Genomic DNA, 23,449 nt, shown 5'->3' with positions numbered 1-23,449 from the left:
CACGACTTATACCAGGAGATTAATACAGTGGCCGTTCCCGTCATTCAGCAAATCCGCGTTGGAAGCTACATCATGAAGCAGCGCTTTAAGGGTGTGGAGAAATACCCGCTGGTGCTCATGCTCGAACCATTGTTTCGCTGCAACCTCGCGTGCCCCGGCTGTGGCAAGATTGATTACGAAGATAAAATTCTGAACAAGCGCTTGAGTGCTCAGCAATGCCTGGACGCGGTCGATGAATGCGGCGCGCCGGTGGTTTCAATTCCAGGGGGCGAGCCGCTGATCCATAAAGAGATCAAAGAAATCGTCGACGGCATCGTTGCCCGGAAAAAGTTCGTCTACCTTTGCACCAATGCCTTGTTGATGGAAAAGAACTTGGACAAGTTCACGCCGTCACCGTACCTGACGTTTTCGGTTCACTTGGACGGACCAGAAGAACATCACGACAAGGCGGTTGCCCAACCTGGTACGTTCAAACGCGCCGTGTCGGCCATTCGCGAAGCCAAGAAACGCGGCTTCCGGGTCAACATCAACTGCACCTTGTTCGATCAATTAAATGCAGAAGAAGCGGCAGAGTTCTTCACCTTCGCCAACGATGACCTTGGCGTCGAAGGCATTACGATTTCGCCGGGCTATGCGTATGAGCGGGCAGAGGACCAAGAAAGTTTTCTCTCGCGCACCAAAACCAAAAACCTGTTCCGCGATATTTTCCGCATTGGCAAAAAGACCAACAAGAAATGGCGCTTTAGCCAGTCATCTTTGTTCATGGATTTCCTGGCGGGGAACCAGTCCTATACCTGCACCCCTTGGGGCAACCCAACTCGCAATATCTTTGGCTGGCAGAAACCTTGCTACCTCATTGGTGAAGGCTATACCCAGACGTTCAAGGAACTGATGGAAGATACTGAGTGGGATAAATACGGCACCGGCAACTATGAAAAGTGCGCCGACTGCATGGTGCACTGTGGCTATGAAGCGAGCGCGGTGACCGACACGGTCAAGCATCCGCTGAAGGCGCTGAAAGTATTCTTAGGCGGCTATGAGACAGAAGCGCCGATGGCGCCGGAAATCTCGCTGGAAAACCAACGTCCGGCAGAATTCGTCTTCGAAGGCGTGGTCCAGACCTTAACCGAGCGTGCCGAGGCCGAATCTGAATCCGCCAAGCAAAGCGACGCGGCGTAAGCTCTTTTTTGCCTCTCCACTATCGCCTGCTAATCCGATCAATGCCGGAATGTGCCACGGATGCATGAGCGCGCCTATTGCCATCGCCGGCATGTTGACGGAGCCATCCTCACGAATACCCCCCGTCACCCAAGTTGGAATGGTGCGAGCGTGGGAATCTGCCACGACCCGAACGACAATGAATTTTATATCAGCCTGGGCCGCCGCCCGGGCCACCGCGTGGCTTTCCATATCGACGATGACGGCACTAAATTGGGTGGCGAGACGTTTTTTTTCTTCGGTGGATGTGACGGCGGTGTCACTGCCAAAAACATCACCACGATGAACATTTTCTAATTTTTGAGAGAGTGCGTCGGCCCAAGCGGTATCCACGTCCCAAGTCTCATTTTCAGAAACCACCCGTGATGCAATCACAATATCCCCTGGCATCAGGTCCGCCGACAATCCCCCGGCCATGCCAAAACTCACCAAGCCATCACAGCCTTTGGAGATCAAATCGTTCGCATGGGTATACGCCTTGGCACTCAATGCACCTGAACATCTGATCTCTGGCCGTACATCGAGAGCGATCCCCTCAAGACACGCGGCTTCGTCCATCATTCCCGTAATTAGCCCCAAACGTTTCAACGACGTCTCCTGTATGTTGCAGGAGATGGTACACATCTACAGGGAGAAGGTCATTGAGATTTTAGGGATAAAAATATTCCTGCTGTAAAAGTAGTAGGCGAAAGTAGTTCCGCATCGGGAAAGAAAGCAGCGCTTTCTGGAACGCAACGGAAGTTTCAATTCTTGATCTAAAGCGGATACTTACTTTGGTAAATAGGAGCCCCCTTCACCAACAATTACAAATGGTGCCCAAAAAAGGGGATGGGCGAAGTAAGGCTTTTCCTGATCATGGATTAAATCAAGCATTGAACGTCGGAGTGCCTCGGAATGACCGATATCTGGATCGTTAACCGTGGCATTTAACATCCTCGTCGTCAGTTTAACTGCTGCTTCCGATACGACCGGCCAGTGAGAAACGAGGAGCGCCCGGGATCCTGCATAGAAAAACGCTTTTGCCAGACCAGACAGGCCTTCCGCGCCTTCACTGCCATCTCCAGCGGCTGTGTTGCAAGCAGACAAGATGACAAGATCAGCATCAATTTTTAATTGAGCAACCTCGCTGGCGGTCAACAGGCCATCGTCCAACGACGACCCTTTCTCGGGCGGGGTCAGGACCAAAGCAGGCTCAGCATTCGCTAGGTCCCCCGCGATTAATCCATGTGTCGCAAAAGCAATAATCCGACCTGCGGATAAATCCAATCTTTTGACAATTTTTTCCGTCGCCATATCACGTAGGTATAAGTCGGATGCTTTCCCATTAACCGACCGTGATAATGCTTGCAGTTCATCAGCGGTGTCCGGAAGTGCCGGTAATTCGCGAACGGCATTCACAAGGTCTTGTTTCTCATTTTTGAGTGTTCCCAGATATACGCCTCGGTTGCTCCCCGGATGACCCTTTAATACGGGATCACCAATTCCTATAAACGGTATTTTTGCATTTGAGCGTTTGGCAAACGTCCGAAGTGCCCGCAACGAAGATATAGAAGGCAAGGTCGTCAGTGCATATTTTTTTGCCAGCCAATGGACCTTTGCGTAATCGGAAAAATCATTCAATTTTGTATTTGGATTTTTAGAAACCAGAACGCCGAAAGGTAAACTTTGTAGGGCACCGTCCGGGACGACAAAAATGTGATTTACGCCGACGAGGGCCTGCTCAGCAGGGGCAAATATTGTCTGATAAAAAACGTGCGCTAACTTGCGTTCGAATGTAGGCAGTCGCGCCAAGGATGAAATGCCCTCAGGGTTCAAGGCTTCGCGAAGTTTATAGACCACCTCACTTAGAATCTCTGAGCCGACGTTGAGGGTTGTCATAAAAGCTGCATTTTGTCTGACAACCCATAGATACGTTTTTGATTTTGAAACAATGTAGGAGACCAGCGCCTCCGATGAGCCGAGCAAATTTTGAATTTCAACAAGGTCAACCGGCTTGGGAGAGGCAAGCTCAGCGTACTCAGGAAAATCAGTCTCTAGTCGGGTTTCTAAAGATTTTATACGGATGCTTAGCTCCAACAGTTTTGCCTTAAGTGCGGCATGGTTTCCGCGCTCTTTTGAGCCAAGAGATTTCACAACGGCGGCATCAATTTCCCGCCATTCGTCAATCGTGTCCTGATGAGCCCGAATTGTTTTAGCCAGGGCATTGTCGCCTGCCGCGAACCGGGCCGACATCCGCGCCACTGCGGCACCCGCCGATGTCGCACGGGCCAATTGTCCAATTTTCAGTGACTCAATTGTTAAGGCTGGGTTCTGACCAGATCGTTTATTTCGAACATCAAAGATTCCTTGGATATGGTTGGTAAAGATCAGCCTTCTAAGGTCACGTTCCCCAGCACCAACACCCGTCCGACCGCTGGATAGGAGCGCGCGCTGTTCATAAATTCGAGAAGCCTTTTTTATCTCGGCGAAGGCTTCTTCTATTAATCCTTGTTTGCGATATAAAGTCGCAAGATTGTTATAGGTGTGGGCCAATTTCGGGTGGTCGTCTGGCAGGTAAACTCGCTGTCCCTTTAAGGCTTTGTCATAAAGATTCCGTGCCTCATCATAGCGTCCTTCGGCCGCTAAATGTGCCGCGAAGTTTCCCCTAATAATTCCCATTAATTCATCTTCATAGAAGAATTCAGATTGAAGGACAGATAGGGCCTTAATAAATTGTGCTTCAGCTTCGCCTCCTTTCTTCTGCAAGCTTAGGACACGGGCAAGGTTGTTCAGGGAAATGGCCTCATTGCGGACAAAGTCTCCTTCGGTTTCCTCATCCACCAGGCTGGCATTCTGAAAGATATGTGCGCTCCGCCGAAACGCATTTTCAGCCGCCTCATAGTCTTCGGCCTGTTGCAATGATTCACCCATGTTATTGAGGCTAACAGCGATATCTGGATGATCCGCGCCTAGGGCCGCTTCACGAATCTTAAGCGCCCGACCTAATAGCGGCATGACATCATCATGCTGCCCGAGTGCGCTATAAATTCTTGCGAGATTATCGAGTTCGGTCGCCACACTTGGGTGGTCATTCCCATGCGTTATTTTCGCTGCGGATAGGGCGTCTTTGGCGAATGGAATTGCTTCGCGAAATTTGCCGGCTCGATAAAGTTCAACCGAGCGGTTGTTGGACATAATTCCTTGTTCGTGTCGATCAGCCTTAAGGACTTGAACAGGGGTTAGCCCAATCAAAAGAGCAAGCATCGCGGCACTAAAAAACTGAGCCAAATGCGTTTCTCCCCTGCCAATCGAGTTAACTAAAACCCGTTTTATTTATTGTCCTTCGCAGAGGTTACTCTTTTCGCAACATCCTGACCATTGACACGAACCGTGATTGAAATTTCGTCCTGTCTGTCTTCTGCTTCAGCCAAGCTTTCAATTACGAAATATGGATCGACTTTTTCAAATTCATAATTTAACGGAAAATCATAAGGGCCGAACTCGATTACGACCTGAACTTTTGATTCTGGCGCAGGCGGTTCTTTAAAGACGACAATGACACTCTGGTCTTCATCGTTGTCCCACTTTGCACCCTTCATAAGATTATCCACGGCGGCGGAGGGGCCAACACGTCGCAATTCCTTTTTATACGCCGCCATGAATTTGTCGCCCTTATACTTGGACGTCACGAAAATTTCCGCCGAGTTCATTTCTTGGTTTTGTTGATGCAGGGGAATTTGCGCTTGGCGTTTTAAAAGCCACTTCCCGCTGGAATTTTCGAAGACCAGACTTTCAATGAACTTAGGTGAAAAATACTTCGACGATTGCGAAGATAGGGCAACGACCGTCAAATCATTCGTTTTGGCGTTTTTTGAAATTTTCTGGATAACGTGACTGAGCTTGCGGACGGAAGTGCCAGACTTTTGCCAATCTTTTCTGGCACCCAAATAATTTTCACGTGTGTCGACCCAGGCCGATTCTTTGCCGCTTAGAAGCCGATATTCGAAGCCGGGGGCAAGGATGGACTGAATCAATCCAATGTCGCGTTTTTCAAAACCATTTTTTAGATTGTTGCGGATGATTCCAACAACGGCCGTTTCATCTGCATTCGCTGGTTTATAAGACCCTGTTGCATTAAACACAGCCGAAGCTTTTTCCATAGCCATCTTTTTTGCTGCTGCATCGGCGAAAGATGTTTCGGTCCCTGCAATCAAAAGACCCCAAAAGAATACAGCGGCACTCAATGTCACAAACGTCACATGGACGATACATGAAAATTTCTTCACGTCAGCCTCCCCCAACTATTTGTTTATTTCTTATTTCCGGAACTGGTTTCAACCAGGCCAATAGACTAACTCATCAAGCCCAATACGGTTAAGCTTAACTCTCGAGCTTCTGCTTCGTGGTCAAAGCGGCTATCAAGGCGCTTGCCGACTTGATATCGTCTGAGTCCTCAAACTTTCCAAAGGCTGCAACGGTATAGGAAATTGCCATAATTTTTTGAACAACCGGTGTTGCTACCCGGCCCAAATTACCCTCGTCACCACTTTCGCCAACTTCAGCTTCTGTTGCACTGGCAGACGCTGCTGCACCAGATTTTCCCTGTGTCGCCACTCCCTGAGAAGCCCCTCCGGCAATTGCAGGAACTGCGGCAAATATCATTGCAATCGACAGCACAGATAAAAGCCCCGCAAATTTGAATAAACTTTTCATTGGCTATTTCTCCAAGTGTAATTGTTACTTTTATTTACCTCATTCCGTTATCCTATCGTTTCAAATCACGGTTCGCAAGAAAATGGACAAAGGATTGATACGTTATAATTACCTTAGAAACAGAACGTTGGTGTTGGCCAAAAAGAGAAGGTCCAGCGACGTCCCGATTATGACCACCGCCAAAACCAAATATTCATCGGATGCTGCCGATCAGCTTGAAGGCCTTAAAATCTATCGCTTACGGCACTTTCTTCAAAGGATATTTGGTCTTATTTCGACCTGATCCAATATTGCGCCCTTGAAGAGATGAGGGTTACGGGTTTTGATGCGGATGTAAATTGCATCGTCAAAACGCTTAAAGGAATCCGCCCTCGATGAATGGCTTGCCCAATAGGAATTTCCGCGACATTGTCAACTCGCTCAGGATGGACTTTAAATTCCGCTATGTGCCATTTCGGGGGTACTACCGCTACAGATCCTACAAATACAGGACGCGCAAAAGTCCGGAGATGGGCCTGCTGCAATTTCTGTGTTCTGGGACCAAGGCCAGCGTGGACGTCGGTGCGAACCTTGGGCTATATACCTATTACTTGTCCAGATATTCGCCTGTGGTCTATGCGTTTGAGCCCAATCCCTATCCCTTCCGAATCCTAAAGCATGTCATCGATAAGAATGTGAAGCTGGAGCACGCGGCCTTGACCGAGACATCTGGCGAAGTCGAACTCATCGTACCCCACCATAGAAAGGGTTGGTCGTCCAACGGCGCTGGATTGGACCGTGAAAAAGAAGGCGACTTCGTCGTCGTCAAGGTCCCTGGTCATCGCTTGGACGACTTGGACTTGGGCGATATCGGTTTTATTAAGATCGATACTGAGGGCCACGAAATGGCGGTTTTGAAGGGTGCTCAAAAGACCTTGGAAACACATCGCCCCAATCTGTTTGTCGAGATTGAAGAACTTCACCTGAATGAGAAAGACCCGGAAATTATGAGGTACTTGAAGGACCTTAATTACGATGGCTTCTTTCTGATGGACGGCGTGCTGACGAGCATCGCAAAGTTCTCGACAGAGCAGTTTCAAGACAAGGATACCCTGGCGCAATCAGGCCACCGCTACATCAAGGACTTTATCTTTATGCCGCGTTAGGTGTCGCACAACCATCACCACGAACGTCTGTTTTTGGCTGAGGCTGTTGAAGCGAAAATTGAAGACGACTTATCTCTTTTGAAAACGATACACAGAATAAATTCGTTTCTTTAAATATATCCCAGATCAGCCAGGGCGACTTCCAGATAGTCTTGCTGTAGCGGCTTTATCAGTGCAGCGTCGGCACCAATTTTTCTGGCAGCCTCGACGGCATCTTCTGGCGGCAAACCTGAAAAGCCCGCTGACATTGCCAAAATTTTAATATTTGGAAATTCATCTTTTAGAACTTTGATCCCCTCAATGCCGCCCATCCCCGGCATGAACAGATCGGTAATAACCAAATCGACGGGTTTGCTTCTGATCTGGAGAAGCGCCTTTTCAAACGTATATTCCAGGATCGGGACAATATTGTGACTGCTTAATATTGCGCCAATGTATTCCAGAATAAACGGCTCATCGTCGATGACCAAAATCTGAGCTGGATTACGGGTCTCATCACCGCGACTTAGTTCGTCCGACATTTACGCACCTATCGTCCATTGTTCAATAGTGACAATTGGTCGCTAAATTCCAAAAAACAAATGATTATAATGTATCGGTCTAATCTTATTATCTAAGAAGAACTCGCGACGGGACGTCGTGCCGCACCCGTTAAATCCAATTTGAAAATTTTTGTTATGCGGGGATGCCATTTATGAGTACGTGACCTAATTTCCAGGCCTCTGACGCTCCGAATAGCCATCCCGTTCCATGTTGCTGGGGTCTGAGCCGGGACGGTTGGAGGGGCCAGGGTATTGCATGCAGAGGACCGATGCGCCATCGGGGCCGGCTTTGTAATGCGCGGCGGTCTCGCCGCGTTCGACACGCATCAGGGAATGTTCAGGGAGTTCCTTATCACCGTCCAGCAAGAAGCCACTTCCGACGAGGTGATACTGCCCGCCACCATTCGATGGGATCGCGTCGGTTTCCGCATTGGGACCCAGGTAATAAGCAAGGACCTGCAAGCCATCTTCGAAGGGTTCAATGAGAGCTTCTTGTTTGATCTCGCCGTCTTGCAAGCGGGAGATGTCCGTGTCGAAAAGCTGGGCCACATTGCGACCCGCGCGACCGGGCATAAATTGTTTGTTCCCCGGCATCGACCAATGGCCGCCGCTGGAACAATTGCGCAATGTGAAGAACGGAATTCCATCTTCTTCGCCAATGATCGGTCCGTACGGTGTGAAGGCATCCGCATAGTGAAACGCGATGGGTTTGACCGGGCGCTTGCCAATGCGGCCGGTGCCCCCGACGACGACTTGGAATTGATCAATATCGTGAAAGTGCGGATTGATGACCGGGTTGGGGTAGGGGCGTTCGATCAGGAAGGCTTGCGGGTTCGTGTCGACCACGCCGCGTTCACCGAAGAAGTCATGGCGGATGCCCATTCCGCCCTTGCGTTCGTATTCAAGAATTCCGGCCTCGTGTTTCGCAACCGCTCGCATAAAATTTTCCCCTGTAAACTAACTCGTCAATTCTTGTTACATTAACCCAGACTTACAACGGTGTCTCGTATTTCTACGAAGCGCGGCAATTTATTGTTCAGAGCGAAATAACCCAAAAATCACCGATGATATGCTTGATTGTCCATGAAAAGGGAAGAAGACTAGCAATTCGACCGGGCCCGTAAATCGAAGCCCAGAAATAGAGGAATAAGAGATGGATTTCTCATTTACGCAAGATCAGGAAGATCTTCGCGCCCATGCGAAAGAATTACTGAGTTCGGTCTGCACGCCAGACTATGTGGCGCGTTGTGATACCGAAGAACAGCCCCCCCGTGAAGCCTATGAGGCATTGGGAAAGCAGGGTTGGCTCGGCCTGATTGTACCGGAGGAATACGGTGGCACCGGCGGTTCCGCAATCGATGTTGCCATTCTTCTGGAAGAAGCAGGGTATTATTCTGAAGAATTGGCGATGTGGATGTTCCGCACCATGACATGGGGCGGGTACGCGGTCATGACGCTTGGTAATGAGGAACAGAAAAAACGCATTTTACCGAAAGTGGCTGCGGGCGAACTGAGCTTCTGTTTCGGTTTGAGCGAACCACAATCCGGCTCCGATGCAGCCGCCTTAATGACGCGCGCAGATGTCACTGATGGCGGTGATTATGTTATCAACGGCCAGAAAGTTTTCACCTCCGGTATGGATATCAGTGATTATTGCTTACTGGCCACGCGAACAGAAAACACCGATAAGAAACACGAAGGAATCACAAACTTCCTCGTCGACACAAAATTACCCGGTATAGATATCCAGAGAATTGCTACGTTGGGCCACCGCGCAATTGGCACGACTCAAGTTTTTTATTCCGATGTTAAAGTTCCCGCCGATGCAGTTCTGGGCGAAGTTGGTGAAGGATGGAGAGCCCTTGATACGTGCCTTTGGTATGAACGACTTTGTTTATCGGCAGCACGAACAGGGGCCGCCCAGGCAGCCTTTGAGGGGGCTTTGGAATACGCCAAAACCCGCGAACAATTCGGCAAACCAATTGGCAAGTTCCAGGCGATTTCTCACAAGCTGGCGGACATGAAGGTCATGCTTGATATCTCACGGATGCTTGTCTACCGGTTTGCTTGGCTGGTGTCTGAAGGCAAGGCCACGCGCTCTGACGCTGCGGTTATAAAACTCCATTCAAGTGAAGCCTATAAAACGATCGCCGATCTTGGGTTGCAAATTTATGGCGGCTACGGCTACAGCATGGAATACCCGGCGCAGCGCTTTTTCCGCGATTCACGGCTTGGTGTTATTGGGGCCGGCACGTCGGAAATTCAACGCAACATTATTGCCAGGGGATTAGGGCTTTGAGCAGCGATCTAGGCAATCCACTCGACGGTGTTCGCATCCTTGAACTCGGCCAGATCATCGCCGGGACATATGGCAGCCAAGTGCTGACTGATTTGGGGGCTGAAGTCATCAAGATCGAACCGCCGAAAGGCGACCTTGGTCGCAATCCCTCGGTCGCGCCCTACAAGGGGATGAGCGGTTTATTTTTAACCTTCAACCGCAATAAAAAAAGCGTCGTGATTGATCTTAAAACCGACGAAGGACGGGAGCTGTTTTACGATCTCGTCAAGACCGCAGACGTCGTCATTGATAATTTTCGCTCCGGCGTTCTCAAGCGGTTGAAGGTCGATTACGAAAGTTTGAGCAAGGTCAATCCACGCATCATTCAATGCACCGTGACCGGCTTCGGGACAGAAGGGGCCTACAAGAATTTTCCTGCCTGGGACATCATTGTTCAGGCAATGAGCGGACACATGTCGATTACCGGCGAGAACGATGGACCGCCAGTGCGGCTTGGGGTTCCCTTTGGCGATTTGAGCGGCGGGATATTCTCCTGCAAGGCGATCCTCGCGGCGCTTTTTGATCGCGAACGCAATGGCAAGGGACGCTGCATCGAACTGTCGATGTTCGACGCCATGCTGAACCTGCTCACCTATATCGGGACGATGTATCTAAGCAACGGAGAAGTTCCCGAGCGCATGGGGTCGGCTCATGAATACACCGTGCCGTGGGGCGCTTTCGCCGCCAAGGACGGCTTTGTCGTGCTTGCTGTGCGCGAAGAAATTTCTTGGCAAAATCTCTGCAAGGTTATGGACGCGCCGGACCTTGTTGATGATGAACGGTTTGCCACCAATATTGACCGAACCAAGAACGGTAAAATTTTGATCCCTCTCATCAGAGAAATTTTTGAAAAACGGACAGTCGATGATTGGATTAAAAATCTTCGTGCCGCCGACGTTCCGGCATCGCCGCTGCTTGATCTAGAAGGCGCCTTTGCCGAACCGCCTGTTGCGGAAAGAAATATGATCGTCGAATACGATCACCCGGAAGTCGGCAAGGTTCGCCTGCCCGGAAATCCGATCAAAATGACCGGCTTGGCAGAAGTGATTTCCAACCCGGCACCGCTTTTAGGTGAACACACCGACGAGGTGCTGGGGGGGCTTTTGAATTTGTCACCTGACAGGCTTAAAGAATTGCATGACAAGGGTGTCATTAAATAATTTTATTTTGCGAATGTCGCTCGAACGAGGAGATAAGAATGACAGGTTTATACTGGGAAGAATGGGACGTCGGCGCGGAATTCGTAACCGCCCAGAGAACGGTTACCGAAACCGATATGGTCAATTTCACGGCTCTGTCAGGGGATCACAACCCGCTGCATGTCAATGAGGAATATTGCAAAACGACCCAGTTTGGCACACGTATTTTGCCAGGGCCCCTCGTCTACGCAATTTCGGCCGGGTTGCTGTTTCAGTTGCACCTTTATGATGACACGCTGATTGCCTTTCTTGGCTTCGACAGTTTGAAATTTACCAAGCATACAATTCCTGGGGACACCCTCCACGTCCGCGTCAAGGTTCTGGAGAAGCGCGAAACCTCCAAGCCTGACCGCGGCGTCATGAAACGCGCAATGGAAGTTATCAACCAACGCGGCGAAGTCGTGCAGGAAGGGGTTCTGGCCTTCCTGATCAAGCGCAAGCCTGCTGATGAAGATCGGAGCGCCTGAATGTCAAAACCGCTGATCACCCTTTATATTCCCGGAACTCGTGAGGACATGATCCTCAAATCGGCAAAGTACGAACCGGACGCGATCATCATCGACCTTGAGGATACCGTTCCGATGGATATGAAGGCGGAAACGCGCACCCGAATTGCTGATCTCATTCCGCAACTTTCCCTGCCGCCGATTGTTCGCATCAACAACGAACCTGACCTTATCGAAGACGATCTGAAGGCGGTCGCGTCTGATAAGATCAACTGCATTCTTATTCCCATGGCTGAAGATGTGGATGTGATTAAGGACGCGGACCGAATTGTGACCAAGATCGAAAAAGACCAAGGGTATGAGCCTGACTCGATCAAATTCATATTGATGATGGAATCTGTGCTCGGCGTGATGCGCTGCTACGATCTGGCGACCTCTGCCACGCGTGTTGAAAGCGTCGCTTTTGGCAGCGCCGAAGATGGTGATTTGCAACGTGAACTGGGCTGTGGGTTTTCAATCGAAGGGACGGAAATGATGTATGCCCGATCCAAGGTTTTATTAGAAGCCCGCGCGGCGAAGCTGCCTTATGTTCTTGATGGCGCGTTCAGCGCGGTTAAGGACCTTGATGCATTGCGGGCGGATTGTACGCTGTCCCGTCGTCTTGGATATGATGGCCGGACCCTGATCCATCCGTCGCACATTGCGGTTGCACGAGAAGCGTATGCTTTGCCCGAAGTTGAACTTGCCCACTACCAAAAAGCCGTGGAAGAATTCGAAGTGGCAGAAAAAAATGGCGAGGCCGCAGTTCAAGTGAATGGCAAGCTCATCGACTACGCCATGTATAAGCAAGCAAAGTCGGTTCTTGCGCGGTCAAATTAGGGGGCTCTAGATCCCCAGGAACACACGCCTAACATATAGATTGACAAAAATATATCAGGTAGAAGGAGACAGATATGGTTCCCTTGGAGCAACAAAATCCAACGATTATTCGTCCAAGCGAGATCGGGACGGATGTAAAATATGAACCTCCCCTACAGATCGGGTTTGGAATTAATGATGAAACCGTTGAAGGTGCCAACGCGATCATGGGGCGTACCATACTGCCCCCGGGTGGGGAGCCCGACCCAACTCACTATCATGGTAATAATAATGTTTGCTGGCATGTTGTTTCAGGAAAGATCAAAGCGTGGTTCGCGCGCAGCGATTTGAGCCATCGGAAAGACATGGTGCTGGAAGCTGGCGACTTCATTTTCATTCCCGCAGGCACCGTTCACGTCATCGCTAACCCTTCGGAGGATGAAGAATCCGTCTTGGTCTTCTGCTACATTGGTGTCGGGAACACGAATGAGGCCGGCAATGTATGGTTGGATGAGAAATAGAAACGCACTCCGTTTTTATTCGCTCAAATTGAGCCGTCTCCTAAACCACGGCGATCTTGATGGTGCCGACGCCTTCGATGCCGCCTTCCATGGTTTCGCCTTTGCTGATCGGGCCAACACCTGCGGGGGTGCCGGTGAAGATCAAGTCGCCGGGCATGAGCGTGTATTGTTTCGAGAGATATGAGATGGTTTCCGGAATATCCCAGATCAATTGATTGATGTCGCCTTCCTGACGTGGCTCGCCATTGACGTCCAACCAAATCCGTCCCTCGGTCGGATGGCCGATTTTTGATGCCGGAACGATCGGCGCGATGGGCGCGCAGTTATCGAAGGCTTTGCCGGTTTCCCATGGGAATCTTTGTTCCTTGGCTTGGCCTTGTAAATCCCGCCGGGTCATATCCAGGCCGACCGCATAGCCGTAGATGTAGTCGAGCGCGTCGTCTGCTGAAATATCATGGCCTTCCTTGCCAAGGGCGACGACCAGTTCGATTTCATGGTGAACGTCGTTGGTGGCAGGGGGATAGGGGAAGTCTTCGCCGCTGGGCAACAGGGAATCCGCAGGCTTCATAAAGAAGCACGGCGGTTCCCGGTCCGGGTTGTAGCCCATTTCACGGGCGTGCTCGGCGTAATTCTGGCCGATGCAATATAAACGACGGGCGGGGTAACGATCCTCTGATCCTTCGATGGCAACCGACGGCGTGCCAACAGACGAAAATACTAAGCTCATGAAATATCCTCCTATGAATTTGGCCAGATAAAAGCCTGATCCCAATACGATGTCCACGCTTTTTAGGTCGGTCGCCCGCTTTCGTCGTGTAAGCCGGTCGATAAAAGCCTAAAAACTATTCAGGTTAATTATCGCTGGAGGAAAAAATGAATTCAGGTCGTGTCGCGGGGAAAATTGCGTTGGTGACCGGAGCAGGATCAGGGCTGGGCCGTGCCGCTGCGCGCCACCTTGCAAAGGAAGGCGCAAGCGTTGTTGCTTCTGATCTCAATGAAGAGACCGCCAAGGAGACGGCGGAGATGATAAACGCAGAGCGGCCTAGTACAGACGGGGCTGGCGCCGCGATTGCTGCGAAGCATGATGCGACGAACGAAAACGATTGGAAGACGGCGCTGGACCTCGTCCAGTCAGAATTCGGCGGCCTGAACGTGCTGGTCAACAACGCCGGCATCAGCATCGGCGGCGATATCGAATCCACCGACTTTGCGGAGTGGAAAAAACTTCAGGAAATTGACGTCGATAGCGTGTTCTGGGGCTGTAAACTGGCGCTTCCATATATGAGAGACAGCGGCGGCGGCTCGATTATCAATATCTCTTCCACCGTTGGGATTCTGGGCAATCCTTTAACCCTTGGCTATGGCACGGCGAAGGCGGCGGTTTGCTCCATGACAAAATCCATTGCCCTTCATTGTGCCCGTCACAAGTACAATATCCGCTGCAATTCGGTGCATCCGACGTTTATCAAGACACCTTTGTTGCAACGATTTACCGATGCGGTCGGCAATGAAGAAGAAGCCTATCAAACATTGGCCGACTTGGTGCCGCTGGGCGAAATTCTGGAAACCGAAGATGTCACCTACGGCATTGTCTATTTGGCATCCGACGAATCGCGGATGATGACCGGGTCAGAGTTCGTAATCGACGGCGGACTGACGTGTGGGTATATGCCACCTATTTAGGTATAACTTGCGGTCTATTAAATTTTTGTTGCAAAATGAGGCACTTAGGTAATAGTATGCGGTCTTAGTGATATGTGTTGTCGTGCTGAAAGCACGAAGTAATAGGCAGAAAAAAGATGGTAGACATTAAAGTCTCGACCGCGCTGGCCAGCGATCTCGTCGCCCTCCGTAAGACAGCGGTTTTCGAAAAAAAGGCCGAAGATGATTCTCGACAGGCGGAAGATAAACGTGACGATGACGCGGCGCGCGTTAACGTTGATGCGGGGGCCAAAAAGTTAGCCGATGCTGCGCCATCAATCGAAGACATAGAAAATGGCCCGAGCATTTCCGAAGAAGCGGCTAAGTTGCTGGCGCTTGATGTTCGTCAAAAACTAGATAACGACGGCCAATCGTTCGCTGGCGAATCAGAGAAAACAATCCTTAGCTTGTTCAACTAAGACCTCTTAGCTGAACCTGTACTTATCTGTATAGGGTTAGTCTTCTGGGTCTATTTCATCGACAAAGACGTAGTTGTTTTTGCCACGCCGTTTCACCGTATACATTGCCTTATCGGCCAATCGAACAAGGGCTTCGGCGTTTTTGCCATGGTCGGGATAAATGGCGATGCCGACGCTGGCCCCGATGGTTGTCTGGGCAGCGCCATCGCTTAGGATAAACGGTTCCGAGACACTGTCGATAATCTTTTTGGCCACATTGGCGATGGCGTCTTTGTCTGAAACTTCTGTAATCACGACGGTAAATTCATCGCCGCCAATTCGGGCGACCGTATCTGTTTCCCGGACGCAATCTGTAAGCCGCTTGGCGACACCCACCAGCACTTCATCGCCGGCATCGTGACCGATCGTGTCGTTCACTTCCTTAAAGCCGTCCAAATCAACAAACATCAATGCTACCTTAGAGTCATGGCGGTGGGCATGGGCGACAGCGCTGGTCAGCCGGTCTTTGCCGAGGCGCAGACTTGGAAGTCCCGTCAACGCATCGTGGTTCGCCATGTGGCTGATTTGTTCCTCGGCGCGTTTTAAATCGGTAATATCACTAAAGGTCTGAATAATCCCGCCGTCGGGCGTTTTTGATTCGTTGATGATGTACCACGTCCCATGTTCCCAGGCCCGAATGATCGGACCGCTGGGATTGCGGTGCAGCTGGACGCGCTCTTTTACAAAATCTTCCTCTCGATCGATGGCTGTCAGGATTTTTCCACGCTTCACATTATAACGAACCATTTCTTCAAAAGAGTTCCCGAGCTTTAGGAAATCGCCCATGAACGCGTGCAACCGTACATATTCCTCATTGTAGAGGACCAGCTTGTCGTCCTTATCAAACAGCGCAAACCCTTCCTGTAGGCTTTCAATTGCATCAAGAAGATGTTGCTCACTCGCCTTTAATTTTTCTTCTGCTTGAATTCGGGCGAAGACCTCAGTCGCCAGATCATTCATCGACTTATTGGTTTTTGCTTCATTTATGTCGCGCTGTGCATCTTCGCGGGCAGCAAGATCACGAAGCTGGCTAAGGTTTTCTTCGGACTGAGCAAGGCGCGCGCGGAGGTCTTTCAACTCACTCTTGAGTTCTTTAATTCCTTCCAAGTCTTTGCTTTTGCTCGATAAATTCAAAATCTTCAGCTCCCGAACCCTTGTGCCGATATCAATTTAATCCCAATTTGCTACCTAATCCATAAAATATACCGCTGTCTGCTTTTAGGTCACGTGATGGTTTATAATTAGATATTCACTATGTCGTTATCTAGTTTTCATTTAAAAGGTCGGTCGTTTCCGGTATGTCCTAGGCTCACCTGCCGGAAATACGACTTTGAAAATGCTAGACCACATCGTTCGTTCTGAAGAATTTAGGGATCTGTTTCTGGCGCACACGCCGTTTTTGGATGTGCGGGCGGAGGTTGAATTTGCCAAGGGTGGTTTTCCAACGTCTAAAAACATCCCAATCCTAAACGACGACGAACGTCAATTGGTCGGCACCTGCTATAAGCAGAAGGGTCGGGAAGCCGCGGTCGAACTGGGCCACAAGTTGGTCGCGGGCGACACCAAGGATCAACGCATTCAAGCCTGGTGCGACTTCGCCAAGGCCAACGCGAACACCCACATGTATTGCTGGCGCGGCGGCATGCGGTCCAATTATGCCCGACAATGGATGCATGAAGCAGGGGTCGATGTGCCCTTGATCGATGGTGGGTTCAAGGCGCTCCGGCGGCTGTTGATCGACACAATTGATAAGGCGGCGGCAGAAGTGCCGATCATCCGGATCGGCGGCAAGACGGGCACCCGGAAGACGGCCCTGGTCAATGCCGTCGACTTCAGCATCGATTTGGAAGGTCATGCCAATCATCGCGGCTCAAGCTTTGGCTACAGGGTTTCCGGTGTGCCGTCACAAATTGATTTTGAGAACGCTCTCGGCATTGAATTGCTGCAGAAGCGCCACGCCTTTCAAGGCCGCACTTTAATCGTCGAAGATGAAAGCCAGTCGATTGGCCCCAGTACAATCCCAAAAGATTTCTACGATAAAATGCGCGCGGCTGATGTGGCGATCGTGGAAATGCCGGTGGCGGACCGGGTGCAATGCATCTTGCGGGAGTATGTCATTGAAATGACGCAGGAGTTCCTGGAGGCGCATCCAGACAATGGGTTTGAGCTGTTTGTCGATTATTTAACTCAAAGTCTTATGCGCGTGAAACGGCGGCTGGGGCTGGAAAGATACCAAAAGATTTCGGCCTTGATGGACGCCGCGCTGAAGAAGCAGGAAGAACAGGACGACACCAGTGATCACGAAGGCTGGATCGTGGCGCTGTTGGCTGATTATTACGACCCGATGTGTGAATACCAACTCGGCAAACAATCCGATAAAATCATATTTCACGGATCGTATGATGAGGTGCTTGAGTGGGCCAAAGAAAGAAGCCTATTGTGAGCGCTGCGTACAAAATCCACATTTTAAGGACAGCAATATGAATACCGACTTGATCTTGCGCTTGACCCAAGAAGCCACGGCCACGGCCCTTTCAAATGGATCAAACAGAGAGGATGCCGGCCTGTTTGATCTCGCAGGAATACAGGTTCTTGAAGGCGGTGCGAACTCATTTTGCTATGACAAGGTATATGAAGTGATCTGGTACGCGCTGAGCACGGTCGACCGGGGCGTCGAAGAAGGCTATTTTGAAGATGGCTTTGATGCAGACGCCTATAAGAAAGACCTGATCGAGATCGCCGAAGAAATGATGCGGCAGTCGACTGCGGTCAAAACCAAAGAATTGGCAACGTTCTCGTAAATGTGAACAAAGTCCGCATAAATTTTTGCGATGAGACCTTGATCGAAAGGCCCCCGCACAGGACTATTCGCTCAATTCCCAACAACTTAACTTAGGCATAGCCAAAGGATTATTATGGCCCATTTATCAGACATGCCGGAAAAGCAGCGCAACATGATCGTCAATCAGGATCTGCCTGATTATGACGATACAACTTGCGCTGATGGCCCGGCGCTCAACGAACGAAAAGTCGCGATCATTACAACGGCAGGTTTGCACCGCCGCGAAGATAAAGAATTCACCCCAGGTGTCGGTGAATACCGAATCATCCCCAACGATACGGATATGGATGATCTGATCATGAGCCACGTTTCCACCAACTTTGATCGCACGGGATTTCAACAGGACCTCAACATTGTCTTCCCGATTGAGCGTTTGAGAGAACTGGCAGCAAGTGGCGATGTTGGCGAAGTTGCCGACTATCATTACGCCTTTATGGGGGCGACACCGCCGATGGCACATGCTGCTGTTTCCAAGGATCTGGCGGGACTTTTGAAAAGTGACAACGTGACCGGGGTTATCCTCGCTGGCGTTTGACCTCAATGCACGCGCGCCGTGGGCGGGCTGGCACACTACTTGGAACGCGAAGGTTTGCCGACGACGCAAATCAGCTTGATCCGAAAACACACCGAAGGCCTGCGTCCACCGCGGGCACTGTTCGTACCGTTTGAACTGGGGCGTCCGTTTGGCGCGCCGAATGAGCCGGATTTTCAACGCCGGGTCCTGTTGGGTGCGCTTAAATTGCTCGAACGCAATGACGGGCCGTTCATCGAAGATTTCCCCGATGCGCCTCCGGGGCCACCGGCGGATATGGAAGGCTGGACCTGCCCGGTAAACTTGGCGGCTCCACAGAATGATCTAAGCGATGCAGAAAAACTCGCCTTGGATTTGAAGCAAGAAGTCGTCCTGCTGCGTCCGTGGTATGAAGAATCGATCAAGAACTTTAAGGGTCGGAGATTAGATGGTCTGACCGAATATTCGCCCGAGGAGATCATCGATTTCCTAGTTAGCTTTGTTGACGACCCGAGCATCGACAGCTTCATGGAAGGCCAGCCAATTGGCCGTGCGTTGAAGCTAACCGCTGATGATCTGAAATATTTCTATTATCAGGCGGCAATGGCGAAACCCGGAAGTGTTTCCGATGTTCAAATCAGTGATTGGTATTACGGAGAAACCCTTGCCGGAAAGCTGTTCATCAAATTGCGGGAACTGTGCCTGGGTCATGAGACCGAGGCCCTGCAAACAATGGGACGAACGGCCTACGTTCCGAACGCAATGTTGAAACACGTTTGACGGAACTAAAGTAGACTGCTTAAAGAAAGGTCCGCTCAATAAAGGCGGGCCTTTTTTTATTTGAATTTCCAGAGGAATCACGATGAAAGATTACACCCCCAACATCCCCGAAGTGGTCGAGGAAGTGCGCCAGAAATTCGAAGCTTATGAAGTCGCACTGGTTGAGAAAAATGTGGACGTTCTCGACGACACATTTTGGAACAGCCCTTTTACCGTGCGCCTCGCCATGGGTGAACACGGCTACGGCTTCGATGCCATCCACGCTTTCCGCGTCGCTCGAAAGCCAGGGCCCGGCATTAAGGAAAAAAGAATTCGGCTCGAAATCCTGACAATTGGTGATGACACAGCCACCGTCAATCTAGAATTCAAAGTCCGCGGCCAAGACCTTATCGGTCGACAAACCCAAACCTGGATCAAATTCCCGGACGTTGGCTGGAAAGTCGTTAGCGCGCATGTATCAACAACGGACGGGAGTACGCTTTATTGAGGGTGCCGTCACTCAACCCTAAACCCAATGACCGCGACGTCATCGCGGCGGGTTTGATCGCCTTGATACTCGGTTAGGGATTGATGTAGGCGGTCTCTTTGATCTTTCATGGATTGATCTTGTATTTCCAGCAAGAGATTGCGGAAACGTTTTTTTCCAAACATTCGATTTTTTTCGCCGCCGACCTGATCGACCAACCCGTCGGAAGTCATGTAAAAAGATTTGTCAGCTAAATTTACAATTTCATGTTCTTCGAATACTTGGTTGTGGGGAATTCCGTGATAGCCAATACCTTTTTTTGTTCCTTTAATGATACTGATCGCGCCATCTTGAACCAGATACAGCTCGAACCGGGCTCCGACAAATATCATGTTTTCCATATCAGGGCCGACATAACAGATGCCCAGTTCCATGCCGTCGTCGGACTCTCCTTTCTCTCCATACTGGCCCAAAGTGACCTGTACCAACTGGTGAAGGCGCTGCATCAATTCCGCTACCTGACCCCCGGCGACATCTGACAAGGCGTTGTCTAAGGCACCGGTGGCGATCAGCGTCATAAAGGCTCCGGGAACGCCGTGGCCGGTACAGTCGCCCAAGATAATAAGGAAGCCATCGCCCCACATTCTGCTCCAATAGATATCACCGCCGACGACATCACGCGGTTCCCACAAGACAAAATGATCAGAGAGAAGAGAGGAGAACAAGGCGTCATCGGGAAGGACGGAACGTTGAATTCGGGCCGCATAATCAATTGAATCGGAAATTACATTGTACGCGTCAGACAGTTTGATTTCGGCAGTCTTACGTTCCGTGATGTTCGTGAAGGTGCTAACAAATCCACCATTTGGTAGCGGCCCGCCCTCGACTTCAATGATCGTACCGTCGGGCCTTTTGCGTTCAAAACTGTGAGCAACGAATTTTTCGGCTTGGAGAATTTTCTGATGGACGACTTTCTCTGGATCGCCGTCTTCGAATTCGCCACGTTCGGCATCGAACCTGACCCAGTCAATGAAGGCTGATCCGGGACGCGTCATTTCTTCTGGCACATCGCGAATTTCCTGGAACCGCTTATTGGAAATGATCAGCATCAATTTATTATCATAAGCGACCAGACCCTGATTGATGCTGCCCAGAACGGCCTCGAGAAGGGTCGATTTGTGTTCTAATTCCTGGGTTCTTTCATCAACAAGATTTTCGAGGTTCTCCTGGTATTCCCTAACTTCATTTTTCGCTGCCTCTTCCTTTTCCTGCATTTCATTGTAGGCGCGAACGACCTGGCCCAATTCATCGCCGCTTTCCCACTGCACAGGGGTTCTAACACTTTCCAGCTTGGTTTGTTCTATGGCATTGCGGAGTTGGAGCAGGGGGCGGCCAATGACCCTGCTGACGGCAAATAAAGTGCTGGTGATAAGGCTGATGAGCAGGACCAGCAAAATAATCGCGTTAACCTGAAGATGTTCGTATACGCGGAGCCAGATTTGTTTGCTGTTGACCGTCATAACCAAGCGACCAATCGGCTCCTTAACACCTTGGTATGAAGAGAGCAGGGTCTGATTTACCCTGAACTCTGGAATCTCGGGTTCTGTTTTAATGTCACCCACCTGGCCCATCACTTCGCCAGCCGTGTCATAGATGACAGCGCCTTGGATGTGCGGTAAAAGCAGAAATTCCCCAAGGAGTTGGCGCACCTGATCTACATCATATTCCCATGCCGCTGCCTGGAACGCTGGGCTCTGGATGGTAACAACGTTATTCAGCGATGAGATTAATTGGTCACGTTCTTTCTGATAAAAAAGAAATTCCAAGTATAAAAACAAAACGACAGCGGCAAGTGTTACCAAAGGCACGTAGATGCTCAATAGTTTTGAGGTCAGAGACCTAAACGGCTCATTCCTTTCTGTGGCTTGGCTGCCGTCCTCCGCCAATTGAGCCCAAGCGTTGGCACGCACCCTGTTAATGAGAGGCCATCCGGCAAAGCCCACCACGATCAGGCCCATAATGACCAGGGCAATCAGAAGAAATCGGTCCGCCGTCCAAATCGGTCGGTCCGCATCATACCACTTGGAGTAAATTTCTTTGTACGCTGTAGAACCGATGAATCCATCCATTGCGACTTGCAGACGTTTCAGAAGTTCGGGCAAATCCTTTCTGACGGCAATGGCCCTCTTGATCGTTTTAAGGGGAGGGGCAAGAACACGGATTTGACCGTCTAACTTCATTTTACGAGATGACTTCCAAGTGACCGATTCTGGATAAGCCAATGCCTCTACACGACCACTCAAAAGCGCCAACATGGCTTCGTGAAAGGTTGCGAATATGCGCAATTCTAAGTCGGTTCTTTTGGCAAGCAGCCGCGCCCCCACATTGGCGTCAACGGCGCCGACGATGATACCTTTCATATCCGCTAGGTTTTTGAGATCAGTTCGCTCTTTACTAACGAAAATGGAAATGTGAAATTTTTCCAGCGGTGTGGTGAATATTGCAAATTCTTTGCGCTTGATTGAGATGCCTAGATTTGGAATTACGTGAGCCTTGCCAGATTTCAAGGCCCCTTGGGTCTCTCTCCAGTTCTCCTTGATGTCGTAGGATACTTCGATGCCCGCTTTCTTTGCGATTGCGTTCATAACGTCGACCGCAAACCCGGTAGGTTGGCCCGATGAATCGATGGAATAGTGAGGCGGGAAATTTTGCGGCATGGCCGCGATGATTTTGTTTAAAGATTTCTTTGTATTATCTGCGGCAATAGCCAAAGATGAAAAGGCAACAAGCACCCCCGCTAGCAGAATGAACACCGGGCAAAGAAGCCGCTTCATTCCGTCAAACCCCCTGCCCACATGATCTACCCCAAAATTAGCCAGACTTTCCCTCAAAACAACTATAGTCCTTATCGCAGATTGGCAGGTGTTTTTCGACGCGTTTCAATAAAATAATATTTACGTGACGACGGATTTTTTTAAGGTCTCCAGACTCTCTCATGCTTTGGAGTACCTTCGAAATTCTAGGGAGTAGCGCCTTATTCTTTTTATGTAAGTAGTGAAAAAGATCGAACCGCATTATTGGCGGGGACAACTCGCGTAACCCTTTTACTCCGGCCTGTAACATCTGGTAGCGTCCATTCAGACTTGGTGAAACGATGATATCAAATCTTTTTCTATCGAGCATCTTGAACAGGGTGGCATAATTTCCGGCAGGCAATACTTTCATGCCGGCCGTATTCCGCTCGGCGAATTTTATGCCGCGGATAATTCCAATTCGATAGGGGCGCAAACTTTCCCAGCCCTTGACATCGAAGGTCACAGATTTGGAAAAAACAACGCCTTCGATGAAGTTTATCTTTGGGTGGACTTGGATTAAATTCGGATATTTAGCGGCAATGCCATTAATGCGCTGAACTTCTCCGTCCACTTTACCCTGGTTGGCGAGTTTAAGGGCGCGTTCGGCTGGATACTTTTTTATGACCAGATTTATTCCGATACGACGGTAGGCTTCTCTTAGGATGACCTCGCTCGTCACTGTGTCGACGGAATTCACCGGCGTTACCAGAACAACCGACTCCGCTGAGATCGCTTGCTGGCCAAATGAGAAAATTATGAAAACTGCTAACACTAAGAAACGCATTTTTCCCCACTGCAATTAGGAATGTGCTCATCTAAAATTTCGCCTCAATCTTACATATATGGTCGACGATCAACAAAACTATTTATATTTGAT

The 23,449-nt window shown here is 50.1% G+C and carries 24 protein-coding genes; 14 read left to right on the top strand and 10 right to left on the bottom strand.

What is annotated here, in order from left to right; translation table 11 throughout:
* Positions 1-27: 27 nt before the first annotated feature.
* Positions 28-1,179: an adenosyl-hopene transferase HpnH gene (hpnH, locus tag HOM51_07165; protein MBT5034286.1), complete on the top strand. Its 1,152-nt coding sequence runs from the start codon at positions 28-30 to the stop codon at positions 1,177-1,179.
* Here the strand turns inward: hpnH and HOM51_07160 are convergent.
* The 4 genes from HOM51_07160 to HOM51_07145 all read right to left on the bottom strand — a co-directional run bounded on the left by HOM51_07160 (position 1,123) and on the right by HOM51_07145 (position 5,910).
* The gene (locus HOM51_07160) at positions 1,123-1,806 is read right to left on the bottom strand and encodes a hypothetical protein (GenBank protein MBT5034285.1); all 684 of its coding nucleotides are present in this window, start codon (positions 1,804-1,806) and stop codon (positions 1,123-1,125) included. The two genes, hpnH and HOM51_07160, sit on opposite strands and share 57 nt — an antisense overlap.
* Before the next feature lie 180 nt (positions 1,807-1,986).
* Positions 1,987-4,485 (bottom strand): CHAT domain-containing protein, encoded by a 2,499-nt coding sequence (locus tag HOM51_07155; GenBank protein MBT5034284.1) that lies wholly within the window; start codon positions 4,483-4,485, stop codon positions 1,987-1,989.
* Positions 4,486-4,526: 41 nt separating this feature from the next.
* A complete protein-coding gene (locus HOM51_07150) occupies positions 4,527-5,483 on the bottom strand; it encodes a hypothetical protein (GenBank protein MBT5034283.1) in 957 nt (318 codons plus the stop codon).
* 94 nt (positions 5,484-5,577) lie between these two features.
* A complete protein-coding gene (locus HOM51_07145) occupies positions 5,578-5,910 on the bottom strand; it encodes a hypothetical protein (GenBank protein ID MBT5034282.1) in 333 nt (110 codons plus the stop codon).
* Between the two features lie 374 nt (positions 5,911-6,284).
* Here HOM51_07145 and HOM51_07140 point away from each other — a divergent pair, with 374 nt between their 5' ends.
* A complete protein-coding gene (locus HOM51_07140) occupies positions 6,285-7,055 on the top strand; it encodes an FkbM family methyltransferase (GenBank protein MBT5034281.1) in 771 nt (256 codons plus the stop codon).
* A 110-nt stretch (positions 7,056-7,165) separates the two neighbouring features.
* On the opposite strand, the gene HOM51_07135 is transcribed toward HOM51_07140, so the two are convergent.
* Entirely contained in the window at positions 7,166-7,576 is a 411-nt protein-coding gene (locus HOM51_07135; GenBank protein MBT5034280.1) for a response regulator, read from the bottom strand.
* A gap of 186 nt (positions 7,577-7,762) precedes the next feature.
* Positions 7,763-8,536, bottom strand: a complete 774-nt coding sequence (locus HOM51_07130; protein ID MBT5034279.1) for a hypothetical protein — start codon at positions 8,534-8,536, stop codon at positions 7,763-7,765.
* Between the two features lie 214 nt (positions 8,537-8,750).
* On the opposite strand from HOM51_07130, the gene HOM51_07125 reads away from it, so the two are divergent.
* The 5 genes from HOM51_07125 (at position 8,751) to HOM51_07105 (ending at position 12,959) form a co-directional block, all read left to right on the top strand.
* A complete protein-coding gene (locus HOM51_07125) occupies positions 8,751-9,896 on the top strand; it encodes an acyl-CoA/acyl-ACP dehydrogenase (GenBank protein MBT5034278.1) in 1,146 nt (381 codons plus the stop codon).
* Positions 9,893-11,095 (top strand): CoA transferase, encoded by a 1,203-nt coding sequence (locus HOM51_07120; GenBank protein MBT5034277.1) that lies wholly within the window; start codon positions 9,893-9,895, stop codon positions 11,093-11,095. Before HOM51_07125 ends, HOM51_07120 begins: the two co-directional genes overlap by 4 nt.
* Before the next feature lie 38 nt (positions 11,096-11,133).
* Positions 11,134-11,601, top strand: a complete 468-nt coding sequence (locus HOM51_07115) for a dehydratase (GenBank protein MBT5034276.1) — start codon at positions 11,134-11,136, stop codon at positions 11,599-11,601.
* Positions 11,602-12,459: a CoA ester lyase gene (locus tag HOM51_07110; protein ID MBT5034275.1), complete on the top strand. Its 858-nt coding sequence runs from the start codon at positions 11,602-11,604 to the stop codon at positions 12,457-12,459.
* A 74-nt stretch (positions 12,460-12,533) separates the two neighbouring features.
* The gene (locus HOM51_07105; protein ID MBT5034274.1) at positions 12,534-12,959 is read left to right on the top strand and encodes a cupin domain-containing protein; all 426 of its coding nucleotides are present in this window, start codon (positions 12,534-12,536) and stop codon (positions 12,957-12,959) included.
* A gap of 40 nt (positions 12,960-12,999) precedes the next feature.
* Here HOM51_07105 and HOM51_07100 read toward each other — a convergent pair whose 3' ends face one another.
* Positions 13,000-13,686 carry a fumarylacetoacetate hydrolase family protein gene (locus HOM51_07100; protein MBT5034273.1) on the bottom strand — a complete coding sequence of 229 codons (687 nt, stop codon included), beginning with the start codon at positions 13,684-13,686 and terminating at the stop codon, positions 13,000-13,002.
* 146 nt (positions 13,687-13,832) lie between these two features.
* Here HOM51_07100 and HOM51_07095 point away from each other — a divergent pair, with 146 nt between their 5' ends.
* Together HOM51_07095 and HOM51_07090 are read left to right on the top strand one after the other, a co-directional pair.
* Positions 13,833-14,642, top strand: a complete 810-nt coding sequence (locus HOM51_07095) for a glucose 1-dehydrogenase (protein ID MBT5034272.1) — start codon at positions 13,833-13,835, stop codon at positions 14,640-14,642.
* Between the two features lie 116 nt (positions 14,643-14,758).
* Complete coding sequence (locus HOM51_07090) at positions 14,759-15,079, top strand: hypothetical protein (protein MBT5034271.1); 321 nt, start codon at positions 14,759-14,761, stop codon at positions 15,077-15,079.
* Positions 15,080-15,115: 36 nt separating this feature from the next.
* Here the strand turns inward: HOM51_07090 and HOM51_07085 are convergent, their stop codons facing one another.
* Positions 15,116-16,252: a diguanylate cyclase gene (locus HOM51_07085; protein MBT5034270.1), complete on the bottom strand. Its 1,137-nt coding sequence runs from the start codon at positions 16,250-16,252 to the stop codon at positions 15,116-15,118.
* A 202-nt stretch (positions 16,253-16,454) separates the two neighbouring features.
* On the opposite strand from HOM51_07085, the gene mnmH reads away from it, so the two are divergent.
* The 5 genes from mnmH (at position 16,455) to HOM51_07060 (ending at position 19,738) form a co-directional block, all read left to right on the top strand.
* Positions 16,455-17,561, top strand: coding sequence for a tRNA 2-selenouridine(34) synthase MnmH (gene mnmH, locus HOM51_07080; protein MBT5034269.1), 1,107 nt, complete (start codon positions 16,455-16,457; stop codon positions 17,559-17,561).
* 37 nt (positions 17,562-17,598) lie between these two features.
* Complete coding sequence (locus HOM51_07075; GenBank protein ID MBT5034268.1) at positions 17,599-17,919, top strand: hypothetical protein; 321 nt, start codon at positions 17,599-17,601, stop codon at positions 17,917-17,919.
* A 114-nt stretch (positions 17,920-18,033) separates the two neighbouring features.
* Entirely contained in the window at positions 18,034-18,495 is a 462-nt protein-coding gene (locus HOM51_07070; GenBank protein MBT5034267.1) for a selenoprotein B glycine/betaine/sarcosine/D-proline reductase, read from the top strand.
* Positions 18,496-18,534: 39 nt separating this feature from the next.
* Positions 18,535-19,251, top strand: coding sequence for a hypothetical protein (locus tag HOM51_07065; GenBank protein MBT5034266.1), 717 nt, complete (start codon positions 18,535-18,537; stop codon positions 19,249-19,251).
* A gap of 82 nt (positions 19,252-19,333) precedes the next feature.
* On the top strand, positions 19,334-19,738 hold the full coding sequence (locus tag HOM51_07060; protein ID MBT5034265.1) for a DUF3225 domain-containing protein: 405 nt from the start codon (positions 19,334-19,336) through the stop codon (positions 19,736-19,738).
* A gap of 8 nt (positions 19,739-19,746) precedes the next feature.
* Here HOM51_07060 and HOM51_07055 read toward each other — a convergent pair whose 3' ends face one another.
* Positions 19,747-22,551 (bottom strand): transporter substrate-binding domain-containing protein, encoded by a 2,805-nt coding sequence (locus HOM51_07055; protein MBT5034264.1) that lies wholly within the window; start codon positions 22,549-22,551, stop codon positions 19,747-19,749.
* A gap of 37 nt (positions 22,552-22,588) precedes the next feature.
* Entirely contained in the window at positions 22,589-23,371 is a 783-nt protein-coding gene (locus tag HOM51_07050) for a transporter substrate-binding domain-containing protein (protein ID MBT5034263.1), read from the bottom strand.
* Positions 23,372-23,449 lie beyond the last annotated feature (78 nt).

The organism is Rhodospirillaceae bacterium (assembly GCA_018660465.1).
Lineage (GTDB): Bacteria > Pseudomonadota > Alphaproteobacteria > Rhodospirillales > JABJKH01 > JABJKH01.
This window is presented reverse-complemented; position numbering and strand designations above follow the sequence as displayed.

Coding starts and splice junctions, on each gene's coding strand:
- HOM51_07110 (MBT5034275.1), top strand. CDS start 11,602: ATGTCAAAACCGCTGATCACCCTTTATATTCCCGGAACTCGTGAGGAC.
- HOM51_07105 (MBT5034274.1), top strand. CDS start 12,534: ATGGTTCCCTTGGAGCAACAAAATCCAACGATTATTCGTCCAAGCGAG.
- HOM51_07115 (MBT5034276.1), top strand. CDS start 11,134: ATGACAGGTTTATACTGGGAAGAATGGGACGTCGGCGCGGAATTCGTA.
- HOM51_07125 (MBT5034278.1), top strand. CDS start 8,751: ATGGATTTCTCATTTACGCAAGATCAGGAAGATCTTCGCGCCCATGCG.
- HOM51_07100 (MBT5034273.1), bottom strand. CDS start 13,686: ATGAGCTTAGTATTTTCGTCTGTTGGCACGCCGTCGGTTGCCATCGAA.
- HOM51_07060 (MBT5034265.1), top strand. CDS start 19,334: ATGAAAGATTACACCCCCAACATCCCCGAAGTGGTCGAGGAAGTGCGC.
- HOM51_07070 (MBT5034267.1), top strand. CDS start 18,034: ATGGCCCATTTATCAGACATGCCGGAAAAGCAGCGCAACATGATCGTC.
- HOM51_07090 (MBT5034271.1), top strand. CDS start 14,759: ATGGTAGACATTAAAGTCTCGACCGCGCTGGCCAGCGATCTCGTCGCC.
- HOM51_07140 (MBT5034281.1), top strand. CDS start 6,285: ATGAATGGCTTGCCCAATAGGAATTTCCGCGACATTGTCAACTCGCTC.
- HOM51_07055 (MBT5034264.1), bottom strand. CDS start 22,551: ATGAAGCGGCTTCTTTGCCCGGTGTTCATTCTGCTAGCGGGGGTGCTT.
- HOM51_07130 (MBT5034279.1), bottom strand. CDS start 8,536: ATGCGAGCGGTTGCGAAACACGAGGCCGGAATTCTTGAATACGAACGC.
- HOM51_07075 (MBT5034268.1), top strand. CDS start 17,599: ATGAATACCGACTTGATCTTGCGCTTGACCCAAGAAGCCACGGCCACG.
- HOM51_07135 (MBT5034280.1), bottom strand. CDS start 7,576: ATGTCGGACGAACTAAGTCGCGGTGATGAGACCCGTAATCCAGCTCAG.
- HOM51_07095 (MBT5034272.1), top strand. CDS start 13,833: ATGAATTCAGGTCGTGTCGCGGGGAAAATTGCGTTGGTGACCGGAGCA.
- HOM51_07145 (MBT5034282.1), bottom strand. CDS start 5,910: ATGAAAAGTTTATTCAAATTTGCGGGGCTTTTATCTGTGCTGTCGATT.
- mnmH (MBT5034269.1), top strand. CDS start 16,455: ATGCTAGACCACATCGTTCGTTCTGAAGAATTTAGGGATCTGTTTCTG.